The organism is Rhodoferax potami (genome assembly GCF_032193765.1).
Lineage (GTDB): Bacteria > Pseudomonadota > Gammaproteobacteria > Burkholderiales > Burkholderiaceae_C > Allorhodoferax > Allorhodoferax potami.
In genome coordinates this window covers 186,471-204,949 of record NZ_JAVBIJ010000001.1, presented here as the reverse complement: position 1 = coordinate 204,949, position 18,479 = coordinate 186,471, and the positions used below count along the sequence as shown (strand labels likewise).

The 18,479-nt window shown below is 62.8% G+C and carries 15 protein-coding genes; 13 read left to right on the top strand and 2 right to left on the bottom strand.

Translation table 11 applies throughout. The features are described from left to right. Positions 1-74 precede the first annotated feature (74 nt). From RAE21_RS00975 to RAE21_RS00925, 11 genes are all read left to right on the top strand, one after another. Positions 75-1,007, top strand: coding sequence for a Tim44 domain-containing protein (locus RAE21_RS00975; protein WP_313879727.1), 933 nt, complete (start codon positions 75-77; stop codon positions 1,005-1,007). Between the two features lie 119 nt (positions 1,008-1,126). Continuing rightward, complete coding sequence (locus RAE21_RS00970; protein ID WP_313879726.1) at positions 1,127-2,797, top strand: ABC transporter permease; 1,671 nt, start codon at positions 1,127-1,129, stop codon at positions 2,795-2,797. Positions 2,798-2,801: 4 nt separating this feature from the next. Continuing rightward, positions 2,802-3,440: an ATP-binding cassette domain-containing protein gene (locus tag RAE21_RS00965; protein ID WP_313879725.1), complete on the top strand. Its 639-nt coding sequence runs from the start codon at positions 2,802-2,804 to the stop codon at positions 3,438-3,440. A gap of 55 nt (positions 3,441-3,495) precedes the next feature. Then, complete coding sequence (locus RAE21_RS00960) at positions 3,496-4,047, top strand: TlpA family protein disulfide reductase (protein ID WP_313879724.1); 552 nt, start codon at positions 3,496-3,498, stop codon at positions 4,045-4,047. A 6-nt stretch (positions 4,048-4,053) separates the two neighbouring features. Next, the gene (locus RAE21_RS00955; RefSeq protein ID WP_313879723.1) at positions 4,054-4,659 is read left to right on the top strand and encodes a CDP-alcohol phosphatidyltransferase family protein; all 606 of its coding nucleotides are present in this window, start codon (positions 4,054-4,056) and stop codon (positions 4,657-4,659) included. A gap of 10 nt (positions 4,660-4,669) precedes the next feature. Next, complete coding sequence (locus RAE21_RS00950; protein ID WP_313879722.1) at positions 4,670-6,853, top strand: dihydrolipoyl dehydrogenase family protein; 2,184 nt, start codon at positions 4,670-4,672, stop codon at positions 6,851-6,853. 10 nt (positions 6,854-6,863) lie between these two features. Beyond that, positions 6,864-9,191, top strand: a complete 2,328-nt coding sequence (gene selD, locus RAE21_RS00945) for a selenide, water dikinase SelD (protein ID WP_313879721.1) — start codon at positions 6,864-6,866, stop codon at positions 9,189-9,191. 70 nt (positions 9,192-9,261) lie between these two features. Further along, positions 9,262-9,966 carry a DUF3047 domain-containing protein gene (locus RAE21_RS00940; protein WP_313879720.1) on the top strand — a complete coding sequence of 235 codons (705 nt, stop codon included), beginning with the start codon at positions 9,262-9,264 and terminating at the stop codon, positions 9,964-9,966. Positions 9,967-9,970: 4 nt separating this feature from the next. Further along, positions 9,971-11,092: an FAD-dependent oxidoreductase gene (locus RAE21_RS00935; protein WP_313879719.1), complete on the top strand. Its 1,122-nt coding sequence runs from the start codon at positions 9,971-9,973 to the stop codon at positions 11,090-11,092. A 70-nt stretch (positions 11,093-11,162) separates the two neighbouring features. Continuing rightward, positions 11,163-12,794 carry a mechanosensitive ion channel family protein gene (locus RAE21_RS00930; protein ID WP_313879718.1) on the top strand — a complete coding sequence of 544 codons (1,632 nt, stop codon included), beginning with the start codon at positions 11,163-11,165 and terminating at the stop codon, positions 12,792-12,794. Continuing rightward, on the top strand, positions 12,791-14,725 hold the full coding sequence (locus RAE21_RS00925; protein WP_313879717.1) for a YhgE/Pip domain-containing protein: 1,935 nt from the start codon (positions 12,791-12,793) through the stop codon (positions 14,723-14,725). Before RAE21_RS00930 ends, RAE21_RS00925 begins: the two co-directional genes overlap by 4 nt. Before the next feature lie 45 nt (positions 14,726-14,770). On the opposite strand, the gene RAE21_RS00920 is transcribed toward RAE21_RS00925, so the two are convergent. Then, positions 14,771-15,439, bottom strand: coding sequence for a ProQ/FINO family protein (locus tag RAE21_RS00920; protein ID WP_313879716.1), 669 nt, complete (start codon positions 15,437-15,439; stop codon positions 14,771-14,773). A 137-nt stretch (positions 15,440-15,576) separates the two neighbouring features. Between RAE21_RS00920 and RAE21_RS00915 the strand changes: the two genes are divergently transcribed. Both RAE21_RS00915 and RAE21_RS00910 read left to right on the top strand, forming a co-directional pair. Beyond that, entirely contained in the window at positions 15,577-15,990 is a 414-nt protein-coding gene (locus RAE21_RS00915; RefSeq protein WP_313879715.1) for a hypothetical protein, read from the top strand. Positions 15,991-16,010: 20 nt separating this feature from the next. Next, positions 16,011-16,934, top strand: a complete 924-nt coding sequence (locus RAE21_RS00910) for an alpha/beta fold hydrolase (RefSeq protein WP_313879714.1) — start codon at positions 16,011-16,013, stop codon at positions 16,932-16,934. On the opposite strand, the gene RAE21_RS00905 is transcribed toward RAE21_RS00910, so the two are convergent. Continuing rightward, positions 16,931-18,388, bottom strand: a complete 1,458-nt coding sequence (locus RAE21_RS00905; protein WP_313879713.1) for a flavin-containing monooxygenase — start codon at positions 18,386-18,388, stop codon at positions 16,931-16,933. The genes RAE21_RS00910 and RAE21_RS00905 overlap by 4 nt on opposite strands. Positions 18,389-18,479: the final 91 nt, after the last annotated feature.

Genomic DNA, 18,479 nt, shown 5'->3' with positions numbered 1-18,479 from the left:
TTAAATACACTGGTTTTTAATTGGTCTTTTCGCACGTAATCTCCGCTTGTCATTCATTTTTTCAGGAGATCGACATGAAAAGACTTCTTTCCGTTCTCGCGGTAGTGTTCACGATGGGCATTGCCAGCGTTTCCATGGACGCCGAAGCGGCCAAGCGATTGGGCGGCGGCAAGTCCATGGGCACCCAGCGTCAAGCCACCCAAGACAAAGCGCCATCAGCCCCCACCGCCCAAAACGCGGCACCGGCCGCAGGCGCAGGTGCTGCCGCAGCTTCCAAGCCCTCTTGGATGGGGCCAATCGCAGGTATCGCAGCTGGCTTGGGTATCGCCGCTCTGGCATCGCACTTCGGTTTCGGTGACGAGCTCGCCTCAATGATGACCATGGCTTTGGTCGCATTCGCCATCATGGCCGTGGTGGGCTTCTTCCTGCGTAAGCGAGCCATGGCTCGCCAAGGCGGCACAGCAGGTGCAGGCGGCTTGATGCCGGCTGGCGCCTCTGCAGGCCAAGGCGGTGCAGGAATGCCCCAACAGGCCTACAAAATGGCGACACCAGCAGCCTCCGGCATGGGCGGCTCGTCCTCCGGCTCACTGATCGGTGCTGACATTGGCGGCCAGCCCGCTGCAACGTCCGCGATCCCCGCTGACTTTGACCGTGTGAGCTTTGAGCGCAACGCGAAAGTGAACTTCATCCGTTTGCAAGCCGCTTATGACGCAGGCAACCTGGACGACATCCGTGAGTTCACCTCGCCAGAGATGTTTGCAGAAATCAAGCTCGACTTTGCTGAGCGCGAAACATCTGCCCAGCCAGGTGAAGTGGTTCGCATCGACACCACCGTGCTCGAAGTGGCAGAAGAAGCGCAGCGCTATGTGGTGAGCGTCAAGTTCACGGGCTTCATCCGCTTCGGCGCAGGTTCCGACGACGAAACATTCGACGAAATCTGGCACCTCACCAAGTCCCGCCAGGGCAATGGCGGATGGGTGTTGGCTGGCATCCAGCAAGCCAGCTGATCCCTGCACGCGGGCCGCACCAGCCCGCCCTGCCCCCGAGCCCGGTTTGCACCAGCAAGCCGGGCTTTTTTTCGCGCACGGCCTCCACCAGCCACCAAGGCTTTGATTAGGATGCAGCCATGCCCGTCGCACGCCTTTCGCGCCACCTAGTTCCTTTTGCACTGCTGTTACTCGTAGCCGGACCCTTGCTGTGGGCGGTGGGCAGCACCGTGCCTTTTGGCATGCAAGCGCCGGCGTGGGCCGCCCTGTTGCAACACCCACAAACCTGGCCCGCCTTGGGCATGACGATCTGGACCGGCCTGAGTGCGACCCTGCTGGCCACCGGCATCACCGCATGCATTCTGGCGCGCTGGTTGGCGCCCACCGGCACCGCACAAGGGCTGGATAAATGGGCCCGCTGGATGTCCCCCTTGCTCTCGGTACCCCATGCGGCGTTTGCCATTGGCATGGTGGCCCTGCTCGCGCCCGGGGGGTGGCTGTTGCGGCTCATATCACCCTGGCCCAGCGGGCTGGAGTCTCCGCCCGCTTGGGCCACGACCCAAGACCCTTGGGGCCTGGGCCTGATAGCGGTGCTGGTGTTGAAAGAGGTGCCTTTTTTACTCTGGGCCGCGTTGGCCTATGTGCAGCAGCCGGGTGTGCAGGCGCAGCTGCGCCAGTCCTTGCGCTTGGCAGCTACCTGGGGCTACAGCGATGCGCAAGCCTGGTGGCGCATCGGCTGGCCACAGCTGGTGCGCCACCTCACAGCCCCATTGCTGGCGGTGCTGGCCTATAGCCTGACGGTGGTGGATATGGCGCTGGTTATCGGGCCGACTGCGCCCCCCACCCTGTCGGTGCTCGCCTGGCAGTGGCTGCAAGATGCGGACCCTGCCATCAATGCCCAAGGCGCCAGCGCCGCCTGGCTGCTGGCGGCGGTGCTGCTCGGGTGCGCCGGTGCGCTGGTGGCTTGGAGGGCCTGGCCCCTGTGGCGCCAGCGTCAGGTGCGCGGCGTCACGCTTGCGCAGTACTCCATCACAGTGCGTAAGCCCGATGCCGTAAGCGCCCCTTTGGCAGCGCTCTTGGGCGTCTATGTCGCGGTGCTGGCCGCCCTCGCAACAGGCAGCGTCTCAGGGCCCTGGCCTTTTCCGGCCCTTTTGCCGGAGGTCTGGACCCTCCATGCCTGGGAGGGCGTACTGCGCAGCAGCCGCACGGTTTGGATCACTCTCGGTTTGGGACTGTTAAGTGCGGCCACCGCACTGGCCTGGGTGGTGGCTTGGTTGGAGTGGGCGCCGCTTGGCTGGCAGCGGCGCATGCGACCGGTCTGGATGCTGCCTTTGGTGCTGCCCGCAGTGCTCTGGGTGGTGGGTCTGCACCGCCTCAGCTTGGCCTGGGGGCTTGATGGGCAAGCTGCCGGCCTCTGGCTGGCGCACACCTTGAGTGCCTTGCCGTATGTGCTGATTGCGCTGCAAGGCCCTTACGGGGGTGTCGATCCGCGCCTCCTGCAGGTGAGTGCAGCCCTGGGGCGCAGCCGGGCAGCGTTTTTGTGGCAAGTGAAATGGCCGCTTTTGCGCAGCGCGCTGGCAGCGGCGCTAGCGGTCGGCTTTGCGGTGAGCGTGGCGCAGTACCTGCCGACCTTGTACGTCGGGGCCGGGCGGTTTCAGACGGTCACTACCGAGGCGGTCACCCTGGCCTCCGGCGGGCAGCGCGCGTTGACTGCTGCGTTCGCATGGCTGCAATGGCTGTTACCGATGCTGATGTTCGGCCTGGCCGCCTGGTCGGGCCGGCCCCGCCGCTGGCCTGCGGCGGCACAATAAACCCATGAGTCTGGATATCCATATCACCCAACTGGCCAGCCCTGCCGGTGACTTGCTGCGGGGCCTGCACATCCATGTGCCAGCCGGCAAGGTGCACACCCTCATGGGGCCCAGCGGCTGCGGCAAAAGCAGCGTGCTGGCTGCCGTGTGTGGCACGCTGGATGCCGGCATGCTGTGGGACGGCCGCGTGACGCTCACTGACCAGCGTATCGAGTCTCTGCCGGTGCAGGCGCGCCGGGTCGGGCTCTTGTTTCAGGACGACCTGCTGTTTGCCCACATGACCGTGCGCGAAAACCTGTTGTTCGCCATACCCGCTGGCGAGCGCCAAACGCGCGAGCGGGCGGTGGAAGCCGCATTGGACGATGTGGAAATGCGGGAGTTTTTGCACGCTAACCCCGCCCGCCTCTCCGGCGGGCAACGGGCGCGCGTGGCCTTGGCCCGGGCCCTGCTGGCCCAGCCCCGCTGTTTGCTGCTGGACGAGCCCTTCTCCAAACTCGACGCGGCCCTGCGCGAACGCATGCGCGCCCTGGTGTTCGGGCTGGTGGCGCGGCGTGCCATTCCGGCGCTGCTGGTAACCCACGATCTGGCCGATGTCGCCGACCCCCAACACCTCACCCGCTTGGACACAGCCGGCGCGGTGTAAGGAAATGCGCGCACCGGCGACCAACCACCAGCCCGCTTCACCGTAGACTCGCTGCATGCCCCACACCTCCACCGCCCCTTGGCTCCGCCTTGCCCTGACCGGCCTTCTGGCATTCGCCTGCAGCCTGGGCATGGCCTTCAACGCGGCAGCGCAATCCACAACACCCCCCGCCGCGGGATCGACAGCCATAGCGAATGGCAACCGGCTGCAGTTGCCGGCGGTCTATGCCAATGGGCAGCGCTTCAGCACCCAAGCGCTGGACGGCACTGTCACAGTCGCCTTTTTCTGGAACACCGACTGCGCTGTCTGCCGCGACAGCCTGCCCGAATTGCGCGCCAACCTGAATGGCTGGAAAAACAAGCCCTTCAGCCTCTTGCTGGTGAACCTGGACCGCAAAGCCAGCGATTGGCAAACCTATGAAAAGCTGGTGGGCCAGACCCAGATGAACGCCAAAGGCCTGCTGTCGGTGCGCATGGAAGAAGAGCTCCCCGCCGGCACCCGTTTGCCGCTGACTTTGCTGATCGATAGCAAGGGGCGGGTATTGCAGCGATTTGAAGGTCGCCTGGCCCCTGAGGTGTGGGACGGCGTCGCCGACCTGCTGCCCTGAGCCGCCATGCTGGACCGTTTTGCCACGCCCTTGCTGCGCACGCCCCTGCAGGCCATGGCACGCCTGCTGGTGCGCGCTGGCGTGGGTGCGAATGCCGTCACGCTGGCCGGATTTGGAGTCGGCATTGTTGCTGCAATTTTGATAGCTAATGGCGCATACGCGGCGGGCGCTATCGCCCTTTTAACCTCCAGACTACTAGACGGACTGGATGGTGCGGTGGCCCGCGAAACCCAGCCTACGGATGCGGGCGGTTTTCTCGATATCTCGCTGGACTTTTTGTTTTACGCCAGCATCCCGCTCGCCTTTGCGGTGGCAGAGCCCACTACCAACGCCCTGCCCGCAGCAGCCTTGTTGGCCGCCTTCATTGGCACCGGCAGCAGCTTTCTGGCGTTTGCGACACTGGCCGCCAAGCGCGGCATGGACAACCTGGCCTACCCCGACAAATCGTTTTACTTTTTGGGTGGCCTGACCGAAGCCACCGAAACACTGGCCTTTTTTGTGGCCATGTGCCTATGGCCTGCGCACTTTGCGACATTGGCCTACCTGTTCGCCGCGCTGTGTGCGGTGACCACTGCCACCCGCATCTGGTGGGGTTGGCGCACTTTTTCTTGAAAGAAGCCCTATGAAGGCATCCAAACTCCTGGTGCTGGCCCTGATCGGGCTGGCAATTACCAGCTTCGTCGTGTTGGACTTGGGTCGCTACCTGAGTCTGGACGCTCTGCGCCAGAGCCAAGCCTCGCTGGCAAGCGCTTACGCAGAGAACCCGTGGTCTCTGCGCGCCGGCTTTTTTGCGGTGTATGTGGCGGTGGCCTCGTTGTCGCTGCCGGGCGCGGCCATTCTCACGCTCGCGGGGGGCGGGGTGTTCGGCTTGGGATGGGGCTTGTTGCTGGTGTCGTTTGCCTCAAGCGTTGGGGCCACGGTGTCGTTTCTGGCTGCGCGTTTTGTGCTGCGCGACGCGGTACAAGCCCGCTTCGGAAGCCGGCTGACCGAGATCAATCAAGGCATTGCCCGGGATGGCGCGCTTTACCTGTTTAGCCTGCGGCTGATTCCGGTCGTGCCCTTTTTTGTGATCAACCTGCTGATGGGCTTGACCACCCTGCGCACACGCACCTTTTACTGGGTGAGCCAACTCGGCATGCTGGCAGGCACTGCTGTTTATGTGAATGCCGGCACCCGGCTGGCAGAACTGCAGTCGCTCAAGGATGTCGCAAGCCCCGAGGTGCTGGGCGCGTTGGTACTGCTCGGCCTATTTCCCCTGATCGCCAAGGCCCTCATGAACCTGGTGCAAAAACGCAAGGTCTACGCCCGCTGGAAAGCGGTGCGTCCCCAAACTTTTGACCGCAACCTTATCGTGATCGGCGGTGGCGCCGGTGGGCTGGTGTCGGCCTACATTGCGGCGGCGGTCAAAGCCAAGGTCACACTGGTGGAGGCCCACAAGATGGGTGGCGACTGCCTGAATTACGGCTGCGTGCCCAGCAAAGCACTGATTAAAAGCGCCAAACTGGCCCATCAGATGCAGCACGCAGACCGCTATGGTTTACATAGCAGCCCGCGCACATCTGACGAGCGCCAGAGCCTCTTTTCGTTCAAAAAGGTGATGCAGCGCATCCACGAGGTGATTGCCGCCATTGAGCCGCACGACAGCGTGGAGCGCTACACCGGCCTGGGTGTGGAAGTGCTGCAGGGCTACGCCAAGATCATCAACCCTTGGACGGTAGAGATCGCGCTCAACGACGGCGGCACGCAGACCCTGACCACCCGCAATATCGTGATTGCGGCAGGCGCCCGCCCCTTCGTCCCGCCCCTGCCGGGTCTGGACGAGGTGGGCTATGTGACCAGCGACACACTGTGGGACGAGTTCGCCAAGCTGGACGAGGTACCCAAGCGCCTGGTGGTGTTGGGCGGCGGGCCGATTGGCTGTGAGTTGGCACAAAGCTTTGCACGCCTCGGCTCTGCCGTGACCCAAGTGGAAATGGCGCCGCGCATCATGGCGCGGGAAGACATGGAAGTGTCTGAACTCGCCGCCAACTCGCTACGCGCCGATGGCGTGGACCTGCTGACCAGCCACAAGGCCATGCGCTGTGAGATGGTGGATGGCGAAAAGGTGTTGGTGGTGGAACACGCTGGCGTCGAAAAGCGCATTGCGTTTGATCAACTGCTGTGCGCAGTGGGCCGCACCGCCCGACTCTCAGGCTACGGACTGGAAGAGCTGGGTATCCCCACTCACAAGACGGTGCAGACCAACGAGTACCTGCAAACCATCTACCCCAACATCTTTGCGGCGGGTGATGTGGCCGGCCCCTACCAGTTCACCCACGTAGCCGCGCACCAAGCTTGGTATGCGGCGGTGAATGCGCTGTTCGGCGACTTCAAGAAGTTCAAAGCCGATTACTCGGTCATCCCTTGGGCCACCTTCATCGACCCGGAAGTCGCGCGCGTCGGTTTGAACGAGCAGGACGCCATAGAACAAGGCATTGCCTACGAGGTGACCAAGTACGGAATTGACGACCTGGACCGCGCGATTGCAGACAGCGAGGCCCACGGCTTTGTGAAAGTGCTGACTGTGCCGGGCAAAGACAAGATTCTGGGCGTAACCATTGTCGGCACCCATGCCGGCGACCTGCTGGCCGAGTACGTGCTTGCCATGAAACACGGCTTGGGCCTGAACAAGATTCTGGGCACCATCCACACCTACCCCACACTGGCCGAAGCCAACAAATACGCCGCCGGCGAATGGAAGCGCGCGCACCAGCCGCACAAGCTGCTGGAATGGGTGCGCAAGTTCCACGACTGGAAGCGAAGCTGAATTGAGGTCTATGCAAGTACCCGCCACGCCCATCGTTAGAGACATCGTGTTGGTGGGTGGCGGCCACAGCCATGTGGTGGCGCTGCGCTACTTCGCCATGCACCCACTGCCCGGCGTGCGCATCACCCTGATTTGTACCGACGCGCACACGCCCTACTCCGGCATGCTGCCCGGCTATGTGGCGGGGCACTACAGCTATGACGATGTGCACATCGACCTGTGCCGCCTGTGCGCAGCCACCGGCGCGCGCTTCATCCAAGCCGAAGTAACGGGCTTGGACCGCGAGGCGCGCACGGTGCAGCTGCGCGGCCGGCCGGATATCGACTACGACGTGGTCTCCATCAACACCGGCTCCACGCCGCAGATGCGCGCATTGGGCGCCACTGAATTCGCAGTACCGGTCAAACCCATCACCGGCTTCAACCAGCGCTGGCTGCAGTTGCTCGACAAGGTGGCGCACGCTACGCGGCCGCTGACGATTGCCATCGTGGGCGGTGGCGCGGGCGGCGTGGAGTTGTGCCTGGCGATGCAGTACCGGCTGAGTGCTGAGACACAAGCCGCAGGGCGCGCAAACTTGGCGCCGCAATTCCACTTGTTTACTTCGGATGGCTTGCTGCCCACCCACAACGCGGGTGTACAGAGGCGATTTACCGAAGTACTGGCCGAGCGAGGCGTACAGGTGCACTTGCAAACGCCCGTGGCCGAAGTCGAGGCAGGCCGGCTACGCAGCGCAAAGGGCGAGTGGTTTGACGCTGACGACGTGCTCTGGGTTACCCAAGCCGGTGGCGGCACCTGGCTGCAAGGCACCGGCTTGGCCCTGACAGACAACCGTTGCATTCGCTTGCACGACACCTTGCAAAGCATCACCGACCCGCGCGTGTTTGCCGCGGGTGATGTGGCCGCCATGGAGAACTTTGCGCTGGAGAAAGCCGGCGTGTTTGCAGTGCGCATGGGCATGCCGCTGGCCATCAACCTGCAGCGCGCGGTCCAGGGCTTACCCCCGCAGCCCTACCGCCCGCAGCGCCACTGGCTGGCGCTAATCAGCACCGGTGACAAATTTGCCGTGGCGTCGCGCGGCGCACTTGGCTTTGCCGGTGCATGGGTCTGGCTCTGGAAGGACTGGATAGACCGCCGCTTTATGCAGCGCTTCAGCGTGCAAGGCGTGAAGGGGCTCGCGGGCATGACTTCAGCCGCGACATCCGCCAACGCATTAATTCAGCTAAGCGCCGACGAAGCTCAGCAAGCGCAAGCCGCAGTCGCCATGCGCTGCGGCGGCTGTGGTGCCAAGGTGGGAGCCAGCGTGCTCTCGCGTGCGCTGCAAAACCTGTGGGTGCAACCCAACCCCGATGTGCTGCTGGGCCTTGACAGCCCGGATGATGCCGCCGTCGTGCGCGTGCCGCCCGGCAAAGCGCTGGTGCACAGCGTGGACTTTTTCCGCGCCTTTGTGGACGACCCGTATGTGTTCGGCCGGATTGCCGCCAACCATGCACTGGGCGACTTGTTTGGCATGGGCGCGCAACCGCACACCGCGACCGCTATTGCCACCGTACCCCCAGGCGTGGACCGGCAGGTGGAAGCCACCCTGCGCCAGATGATGCAAGGCGCGGTCGAGGTGCTCAATGCGGCCGGATGCACGCTGATCGGCGGGCACAGCGGTGAAGGCGCCGAGCTCGCACTGGGCTTTGCAGTAAACGGCCTGGTAGATGTGAACGATCAAGGGCAAATGACGGGCGTGCTGCGCAAGGGCGACATGCAGCCCGGCGATGTGCTGCTGCTGACCAAGCCGATTGGCACCGGTGCCTTGTTTGCCGCGCATGGTCGTGCAGCCGCCAAAGGCCGCTGGGTGCAAGCCGCCCTGCAAAGCATGGTGCAAAGCAACCAAGCCGCCGCGCAAACACTGCGCACCTATGGCGCCACCGCCTGCACCGACCTGACCGGCTTTGGGCTCATAGGCCACACGGTAGAGATGGCCCGCCCCAGTGGCGTGCAGGTGGTGCTGGATGCTGCTGCCCTGCCCCTGCTAGACGGCGCGCTGGAGTGTGTGCAACAAGGCCTGCTGAGCTCCCTGCACAGCGCCAATGCGCGCCAACAGCATGTGGTGCACAACGCCACCGAGGCCATGGCCCACCCGCTGTGGCCGCTGCTGGTGGACCCGCAAACCGCTGGCGGGCTGCTGGCCAGCGTGCCCGCCAGCCAAGCAACAGCGTGCCTTGCCGACCTGCGTGCGCAAGGCTACGCTGCGGCCTGTGCCATCGGCCATGTGCGTACGCTGGCTGCGGGCGCAGCCCCGGTTCATATCCATATCCGTCCGGAGGAAGCCGATGCGAAATACTCCTAAAAAGATAGCAGCACGCGCAATTAAAACCTGGGCCTCTGCCGCATTTTTCCTATACACAGCCTGTGCGAGCTTGACAGGAGCCCACGCGCAAACCCAGCCCGCTAACACAGGGGGTCTGCTGCAAAGTTGGGCGGATTCGGCAGATGGCGCGCCCCCCAGCCCCTGGCGGGTCGTAGGCCTGCCCGGTGGCAAGGTTCCCCTGCTGGCACCGGACATCGCCACCTTGGACGGCCAAAAAGTGCTGCGCCTGCGCAGCGACAAAAGCTATGGCGCGCTGAGCCATGCGGTTCCCGCGGGTAGCGAAGGCCGCTATTTGCAATGGCAGTGGCGTCTTGACCAACCCCTGGCCCAGGCCGACCTGCGCAGCAAAAGCGGAGATGATGCCGCCCTCAAGGTGTGTGCGCTGTTTGATTTGCCGCTGGAGAAAATCCCTTTTGTCGAACGCAACCTGCTGCGCCTGGCCCGCCGGGTGAGCGCAGAAGCCTTGCCCGGTGCCACCCTGTGCTACGTGTGGGACAACCAGTTACCCGCAGGCACTACCCTCAACAACGCGTACACCGCCCGAGTGCGGCTGCGTGTGCTGAATGGCAACAGCGATGCGCTCGGCCGCTGGGTCTCCCACAAGCGGGATCTGCAGGTCGATTTTCTGGCCGCCTTTGGCAACGAGACGGACACCGTCCCGCCCTTGCTCGCGATCGTGACCGGCGCGGATGCCGACAACACCGGCGGCACCAGCCTCGGTTTTGTGAACCGCCTGCAGCTCATGAAACAATAGCGGCATGAACGCACCCGCAGTGCAGCGCCCAGACCCAGCAGACACACACCTATCGCCCGAAGCGCAGAGCAATCAACCCCGGCAGTTGGTGCTGTTGGGCGCCGGCATGGCGCACCTGAAACTTTTGCACACGCTGGCTCGCAAGCCCTTGCCCGAGGTACAGGTGACGCTGGTAGCCGAAGAGACCCACGTGGTTCACCCTGCCATGGGGCCGGGCCTGGTTGCCGGCGACTACCAGCAAGAAGACTGCACCATCCCGCTAGAGCCTTTGGTGAAGCGTGCGGGCATCCGCTGGCTGCAACAGCAGCCCGTGTCGCTGGATGCCGGGCAGCAAACGCTGGCACTCGATGATGGCAGCACTCAGCACTACGAGTGGCTTTCGATCAATGCCGCCCCTGCGCACCACAACGAGCAGTTGGAACAAACCATACCCGGCGCGGGAAAATTCGGCCTCTGCGTCTACCCGCTAGATACCTGGGCCCAACGCTGGCAAGGTGTGTCCGAATTGGCGGCGAAAAAAGCCTTGCGCGTAGCGGTCATCGGCGACCAAGTGGCTGCGCTGGAATTGGCGTTGGCGGTGCAACAGCGCCTCCCGTCCTGCGCAGTCACGGTGTTGATGCTGCCGTCTCCAGCCGGTACCCCGCTCGCCACCGCGGGCATCACCCGGTTACTGCAACAACTCAAGGCACAGCGCATCACGGTTTTGCACGACACGGCGCTCCAGATCGATGCCAGCGCGGTGCATCTGGGGTGCGGCGCGCAGCTCGCATGCGATGTGCCGCTGTTGGCCTTGCAGCACCTGCCACACGCTTGGCTGGCCGCCAGTGGACTTGCGTTGAATGCTGACGGCCAAGCGACTACCGACGGCTACTTGCGCAGCAGCAGCCATCCGCAAGTGTGGGTCGCCAATGGCGATTTGGATTCCCCGCTGCGCCATCTGCAAGCCGTGGCGCGCGGCGCGCGCTTACCCGCCACCACCGGCCAGCCGGGGGCAGGCTTTCAACTGCTGTTCGGGGGTTCACAACAGGCGGTTATGGCCTGGGGAGGGTACAGCGCGTCAGGGCGTGCCTGGCACTGGCTCAAGGATTGGTGGGACCGGCGGCAATTGCGCCGCTACACCATGTAAAGGAAAGCCGGCCCCACCAAAGGAAGGGCTGGTATGGGTATAGTGGGTCTGACTTAGATCGCTGCTACCCATGAAAATTTTGTTGTTACTGTGGCTCTCGCTGTCCCTGTTGTCGGGCAATGCCTTGGCACAAGTTGCCGGGCCTTCAGGGCCTACGGTACAGCAGCCCACCAGCCCCGATGCCGCGCTGACGTTTTACAACCGCAACCTGATCACTTTTCGCGGGGAGATGGCGGGCATCTCGGCCGAAGACCGTGCCCAGCGCGCGCACACCCGCTTGCAAGCCCAACTGGCGCAAGCCGGCCCCCACCTAGTCAGCCAGAAGCCGGACACCATGGGCATCCTGATCCAGATAGATGGCGCGACCACCTTTGTGGTGACGCCAGCTGAAGTCGACCTCAGTGCGCGCGACACACTGGAAGCCACCGCCCTCAGGGCCCAGCGCGCCTTGGAGGCCGCCATTGCCCAAAGCCGCGAAAGCCGGGACCTTGATGCTTTGGCCCGCGCTTTCGCTTGGGTAGCCGGAGCTACTGCGGTGGCCATTGCGCTGTGGGCTGCACTCAAGCGCCTGCACATTGCGGCCGGTAAACGGCTGCTACAGCTGTCCGCCGAGCACGCCGCCCGCTTGCAGCTGGGCGGCATCAGCTTGCTCAACCGGAATCGCGCCGTGGGCACCGTGCGCACCGGCATGACCGTGCTGCTGCGCCTGTTGCAAGCGCTGATTGCGTATGAGTGGCTGAGCTTTGTGCTGCAACGCTTTCCGTTCACACGCGCTTGGGGTGAGGCCCTGAACGGTTACTTGCTGGGTTTTGCCGGCAAAGCAGGAAATGCGGTGATTCAAGCCATACCGGGCTTGTTCACGGCGGTGGTTATTTTTTATCTGGCGCGCCTGCTCACCCGGGGACTGGATCGTTTTTTTGATCGGGTTCTGGAAGACGAGCACACCCTCTCATGGCTGGACGCCGACGTGGCGGTGCCGACCCGCCGTATCAGCAAGGTGCTGGTCTGGCTGTTTGCCTTGGCCATGGCCTACCCCTACTTGCCGGGTGCGGGCACTGAGGCCTTCAAAGGGCTTTCGGTGCTGGTCGGGCTGATGATTTCACTGGGCGCTTCCAACCTGGTCGGGCAAGCGGCCAGTGGCTTGATATTGACCTATGGCCGCGTCTACCGCAAAGGCGAGTACGTGCGGATCGCGGACCAAGAAGGCACCGTGACCGATATCGGCATGTTTGCAACCCGTATCCGGACCGGGCTGGGTGAAGAACTCACGATTTCCAACAGCAGCGTGCTCGCCAGCACTACCAAAAACTACTCGCGAACCGTGAATGGCCCGGGCTACGTGGTGGACACCACCGTCACCATAGGCTACGACACACCGTGGCGCCAGGTGCACGCCATGCTGATTGACGCGGCGCTGCGCACAGAGGGAATTCAGGCGCACCCGGCGCCCCAGGTGTTCCAGACCGAGCTGTCCGACTGGTACCCGGTGTACCGGCTGGTATGCCAGGCCATCCCCGAGGAGCCCCGCCCGCGGGCGGAGGTGTTGAGCGCGTTGCACGCCAACATCCAGGATGTATTTAATACTTTCGGGGTACAGATCATGTCGCCTCAGTACATTGCCGACCCTGCGGTGGCGAAAACCGTAGCACCGGCAGACTGGGCGCCTGCTCCGGCCCGCCCTTACACACCCGAGCAGCCATGAGAAATTTTGCAAGCCAAGTGCGCTACGTGGCGCGACACGAAATGCTGTTGCTGCTGCGGTACCCCAAAATGCTGCTCGCTGTAGTGGTGGTGGCAGTGCTGCCATCGGTGTATGCCGCGATCTACCTCACCAGTGTGTGGGACCCCGGCTCCCACAGCCAGGCGCTGAAGGTTGCGGTGGTGAACCTGGACGAGGGTGTGCACTACCAGGACCGTGTGTTCAACGTAGGTGCGCAAGTGGTCTACAAGCTGGGGCGGAGTGCGCGCTTCGGCTATGTGAATTACGACGACTCCGAACAAGCGCGGCAGGATGTCCGCATGGGCCGGGCCGCATTCGCGCTCATCATCCCGAAAGATTTCAGCTCTAACGCGGTACCCGGTGCACAACCGGGTGGCGGCAAGCTGGTGGTGTATGCCTCCGAGGGCAATAACTTTCAGACAGCCGCCATCGCGAAACAGTTCGCCAACGAACTGGGCCACGAGGTCAACGAAAGCCTGAACGAGCGCCGGTGGTCCATGGTGCTCACCAACGCCGCAGGCTCACAGCGCAGTGTGGACGAGTTGCGCGCGGGGGTAGATGCGCTGCGCACCGGTGCGGCAGATCTCCAAGCCGGGGCCAACCAGGCGGCCACCGCCGGGCGTGCGCTCTCCAACGGTTCCGTCAAGCTCAATGCAGGCGTGAACCAGGCCACCGATGGTTTCAAGCAGCTCGGCAACGGACTGCGAACCCTCGACTCCAAACGTCCACCCAACTCTGAGCTGAACCGGCTTAAAGCCGGAGCCGAGGCGCTAGCCAGTGGCCACACCGACCTCAGCAAGGGCATGGATGAATTGCAGGGCGGCAGCCACAAGCTGCTGGAAGGTGCCATGGGCTTCAAGACAGAAGCCGACGACAGCTTGTTGCTACCGACGCGTGTCAAGGACGGCGTGGGCCAACTGGCAGGCGGGCTCAATCAACTGGACGATGGCATTCGCACAGCCGCTGATGCGCAGAAAAAACTGGCAGATGGCGCCACACGTTTGAGTGCCGGTGTGGGCACGCTGACAACCGGCATGCGCACCATGACTGGTGCCATCCGCCAAGCGGTGACCAAGCTCCCGGAAGACAGCCAGCTCGACGAACTGGCGAGTGGCAGCGCACAGCTCAGCCATGGAGCGGGAGACTTGTCGGAGGGCCTGCAAAAACTGAAGGCGGGAAGCCAAGCCCTGTCCTCGGGCTTGGTGCTGCTGGCCAACTCTTTACCCGCCTCGATCGATACTCCCGAGGGCAGCCCGGAAGGACTGGCCAACTCGGTCAAACCGATCATGGAAATCGATGCCGTGGTGGGCAACAGTGGCAGCGGGTTTGCGCCCAACGTGATCCCCGCCGCCCTGTGGTTGGGTGCAGGGGTGGCGGCGTTTTTGATTCATATCCGGGTGTTACCTCGGCATGCGAAAAAATTCTCGCCTCCGGCAAAGTTCATAGGCAAGGTCAGCGTGCCCATCCTCGTGGTGGCGCTGCAGGCGGCGCTGTTGGGTGCAACCGTGACTTGGGGTCTGCATGTACCGGTGCACAACATCGCGGCTTTTGCAACCTGCCTCGGGGTTGCGGGCATGTCGTTTTTGATGATCGTGCTGTTTTTGTCGCGCACCATGGGCGACGCCGGCAAGGTGTTTGCCATGGTGTTTCTGGCGGTCCAGCTGTCCGCCTCGGGCGGCGTGCTACCCGTGGAGCTGAGTGGCGGGCTGTATGAAATCATCAGCCCCTGGATGCCCATGACCTGGACGGTCCAGGCCATCAAAGCGGCCATGTTCGGCGCCTATGGAGGCGCGTGGACCACCCCGATGACATGGGTAGGTTTGGCAGGTATTGCCACCTTGCTGCTCGCCTGCTGGATAGGGCGATGGCGCTACCTGCACCCTGCGCAAATGCAGCCCACGGTGGGGCTCTGAGCCGGGCCCCGCAGCGGGGCCCTGGTGATCGATCAGGGCGGTGACTCAGGCCGGCACTTTGGCACCGGGGCGCCGCAACAAACGGGTGACTGCGCGCGGATCCAGACCGTACATATCGGCAAACGCTTCAACGCTTGCACCGCTTGCATTGAATGCAGCCAACAAGGCCTCCGCCTTGGCAGCACGCGCTTCGGCTTCGACGAGCGCTTCGTCGAGCACAGCGTTGGACGCTTCGTCGCGTCCGCTGAGTAACTCGCGATAGGCCTGGGGCGTAAGGCCAGAGGCCTCCCACGCAGCTACCACCCGCTGCACCAGCTTAGGACGCAAGTCTTCCTGGGTGCGGGACTGGCGACGGCGGAACACCTCCAGCAAGGCGTGGTACACGTGCTCAGGCGCCATCGGCTCTACCGGCTGGCCTTGCAGGTCGTGACGCTGCTCGCCGGACGCGACTGCAGTCAAGTAGCGCAGCGACCGCGCATGCATGGACAGCGCCGCCTTGAGGCTGACCGGTTCAAATTCGGCCGGGTGCTTGTCAAGCAACTCCTGAAAAATACCCCGCTTCATGGGCCTGAAGACGGCACCGAACAAGTGGGGATACAGGGCAGCCATTTTGTCGAGCACCGGCAACACATCAGATTTGGCGGGGCGCGCCTTGGAGGCTACTGGTGTTTCGGCAGCAGGCGCTTCCGTTGGCTGGGGCAAGGATTCGGTCATGGCAATAGTCAGGAAATCGTGCAAAAAAGCCCTCGATCATGCCGTATCGGGCAAGGCTTGGACAAATTCCCGCCAAAAACAGGGCCGCTGGGCGCTGCAAACGTTCAGTTAAAGTCCCTGCCCACAAGGAACACAACATGCTGCTCACAGATATCAGCGCCGAACACATCTTCACGGCCACCAAAGGTGGCCCTCGTGTGACGATTTTGGTGCATCCCTTTACGAACACACAAAGAGACTCACTCGGCAAGTTTGAGATCGTTCGCAACATCCGCGAACCGGGGGCTAAAGAAGTGAAACGCTCCACCTTCGTGTCGTTCCAGCAATTAGCGGAGCTGTACGCAAAAGGAGTGCTCGACGAATTTGGCTTTTCCGTGCGCATGTGTGCCGCTGATGGCAAACACCCCAATACGACACCGACCAAAAAGCTGCTCCCGAGCTGCATCAAACAAGGCTCACCATTTGACGTGGCGGTGCAAGGCGTGGATGTCTCCCTGCCCGCGAACCGCGAATTGAGAACTGCCTTGCTGCGGACCAGTGTCAAGGTTTGATGCCATTCGAGGGGCTGCACATGACACTTCTTTACACGCTGCTGCTGATCGCCACCTGTCTGTGGGTGTTTATCCAATGGAAGCCTGACAGCGCGTCTCGCTGGGGATTGGGGTTGGAGCGTAAGCGCAGCGGACTGATGCTGAAGTCGCAAGCGATTGCAGGCTTTGACATCCCCTACCTGGAAGGTGGGCAAGGCGAAGTGCTTGTGCTCGTGCACGGTTTCGGGGGCGACAAAGACAATTTCACACGCATGGCGCGGTTTTTAACACCGCACTTTCGGGTGATACAACCCGACCTGCCGGGCTTTGGCGATGCAACACGCGACCCCGCAGCGCGGTACCGCATGTCCGATCAAGTGGAGCGCTTGCATGCGTTCCTTCAGGCTCTGGGTGTGCAAAAAGTAATTCTCGGTGGCAACTCCATGGGCGGCTTCATTGCCTGTGAATATGCCGCGCGCTTTCCCGAGCAGGTCAAGGCGCTATGGTTGCTGGATGCTGCCGGCACGGCCGCTGCCCACGACTCGCCTATGCTGCGGCACTACCTCGCCACTGGCGACTCTCCCCTCCTGCTGCGCAGCCAAGCCGACGTGGCCAAGCTGATCCGCGCCACCATGGCGCGTCCTCCCTACTTTCCCGGCTTCTTGAAGCGCACTTTGGGCGCTCGCGCGATAGCGGATTACCCCTTGCATTGCGAGATCTTCAAAGACCTCAGCCAACATTCGCCCATGCTCGAAACCCAACACACGACTTGGCCCACCCCGGCGCTGATCGTGTGGGGGGCGGAAGATGCCATCTTGAACCCGGCAGCTGCCCAGACCCAGGAGCGGCTGTTTCCGCGCCACAAGACGATCGTGATGCAGGGCATTGGGCACTTGCCCATGCTGGAAGCACCCGCCCAAACCGCCCAAGACTTCCTAGAGTTTGCGCAAACGCTGTCGGCTTAACCCCGCCGCACAAACTCCAACGCGCCATCGTCTATCGACTCGTTCAGCAGCAGGGTTTTGTCGACTTCGTAGGCATGGGTCACGCGCCATGGGCCGCTGCGGCCTTGGCGTGGCAGCTCGCTCACATCCCGCAGGATATAGCCCGAGGTCAGTGAGCTCATCACATTGCCTTCGCCCAGTTGCCCTTCGGGTGCGCGCGGGGTTGCGCAGGCAATGCCCTCGCTATCCATGTAATTAAGCAGCCGGCACACGTAGCGCGAAGCGATGTCTGCCTTGAGCGTCCACGAGGCATTGGTGTAGCCAAAAATGAAGGCCATATTGGGCAGGTCCTGCATCAGCACCGCGCGGTAGCTCAGCAGCTGGTGGGTCGCCACCGGTGCACCGTCCAGGGTGATGTCCATGCCACCGAAGGTCTTGAGGCGTATGCCGGTCGCAGTCACCACGATGTCCGCCTCCAGCGTCTCACCTGATTTGAGCAAAATGCCATGCTCGGTAAATGTGGCAATTTCGTCGGTGACGATAGTCGCCTTGCCCGACTTGATGGCCTTGAACAGGTCGCCATCGGGCACCACACACATGCGTTGGTCCCACGGGTTGTAGCTGGGTGTGAAGTGGCGCATGTCCACGGTGTCCCCCAGCATTTTCTGGATGGGGCGCAACATGAACTTTCGCATGGCGTCGGGCCAGCGCTTGGCGCCCTTGTAGAGCGCACGCTGCAAAGCGATATAGACACTACGCAAGGTCCCATAGATACAGCGCGCAGGCAGGAAACGCCCCAGCATTGCAATCGCCTTTTCAAGTGTGGGTGCGATGAAGTAGTAGGTGGGTGTGCGCTGCAACATGGTGACGTGCGCAGCTTGGGCCACCATGGCCGGAACAATCGTGACCGCCGTGGCCCCACTGCCAATCACCACCACCCGTTTGCCCCGGTAGTCCAGGTCTTCGGGCCAAAACTGCGGATGAATGGTCTGCCCCTTAAAGCGATCCAAGCCCGGGAACACCGGGAGATGCCCTTGGTCGTAGTCGTAATAGCCGGTACAGCTCACAAAGAAGTTACAGGCGTAGCTGATGGTCTCCCCGGTGGACTCCTGCAGGGCCGTGATCGTCCAGAGGTTCTGATTGCTGGACCAATCGGCCTTGAGGATTTTGAGGCCGAAGCGGATGTGGCGGTCCACGCCATATTCCTCTGCGGTCTCCTTGACGTACTCGCGCACCAGTCGGCCTTCGGACAGCACCTTGGGCGACATCCAGGGCCGAAAGGCATAGGCAAAAGAGAACATGTCGGAATCGGACCGCACACCGGGGTAGCGAAACAAATCCCAGGTTCCACCAATGGCGCTGCGCCGCTCCAGGATGGCGTATCGCTTGCCCGGCGATTCTTTCTGCAAATGGCACGCCATGCCGATCCCTGAAATGCCTGCGCCGACGATCAGCACATCAAAATGCTCGCTCATAGAACTCCCTGCTGAAAACCAGACTCCATGCGTCCCCCGCTGGGCCATCCGGCCCCAAAACTAGTGTAAGCCGCGGCCTTGAAAGCGGTCG

Bases quoted from the DNA above. Each gene is read 5' to 3' on its own strand.
- RAE21_RS00950 (WP_313879722.1), top strand. From the start codon at position 4,670: ATGAAGGCATCCAAACTCCTGGTGCTGGCCCTGATCGGGCTGGCAATT.
- RAE21_RS00930 (WP_313879718.1), top strand. From the start codon at position 11,163: ATGAAAATTTTGTTGTTACTGTGGCTCTCGCTGTCCCTGTTGTCGGGC.
- RAE21_RS00910 (WP_313879714.1), top strand. From the start codon at position 16,011: ATGACACTTCTTTACACGCTGCTGCTGATCGCCACCTGTCTGTGGGTG.
- RAE21_RS00905 (WP_313879713.1), bottom strand. From the start codon at position 18,388: ATGAGCGAGCATTTTGATGTGCTGATCGTCGGCGCAGGCATTTCAGGG.
- RAE21_RS00975 (WP_313879727.1), top strand. From the start codon at position 75: ATGAAAAGACTTCTTTCCGTTCTCGCGGTAGTGTTCACGATGGGCATT.
- RAE21_RS00915 (WP_313879715.1), top strand. From the start codon at position 15,577: ATGCTGCTCACAGATATCAGCGCCGAACACATCTTCACGGCCACCAAA.
- RAE21_RS00965 (WP_313879725.1), top strand. From the start codon at position 2,802: ATGAGTCTGGATATCCATATCACCCAACTGGCCAGCCCTGCCGGTGAC.
- selD (WP_313879721.1), top strand. From the start codon at position 6,864: ATGCAAGTACCCGCCACGCCCATCGTTAGAGACATCGTGTTGGTGGGT.
- RAE21_RS00970 (WP_313879726.1), top strand. From the start codon at position 1,127: ATGCCCGTCGCACGCCTTTCGCGCCACCTAGTTCCTTTTGCACTGCTG.
- RAE21_RS00960 (WP_313879724.1), top strand. From the start codon at position 3,496: ATGCCCCACACCTCCACCGCCCCTTGGCTCCGCCTTGCCCTGACCGGC.
- RAE21_RS00955 (WP_313879723.1), top strand. From the start codon at position 4,054: ATGCTGGACCGTTTTGCCACGCCCTTGCTGCGCACGCCCCTGCAGGCC.
- RAE21_RS00935 (WP_313879719.1), top strand. From the start codon at position 9,971: ATGAACGCACCCGCAGTGCAGCGCCCAGACCCAGCAGACACACACCTA.
- RAE21_RS00925 (WP_313879717.1), top strand. From the start codon at position 12,791: ATGAGAAATTTTGCAAGCCAAGTGCGCTACGTGGCGCGACACGAAATG.
- RAE21_RS00920 (WP_313879716.1), bottom strand. From the start codon at position 15,439: ATGACCGAATCCTTGCCCCAGCCAACGGAAGCGCCTGCTGCCGAAACA.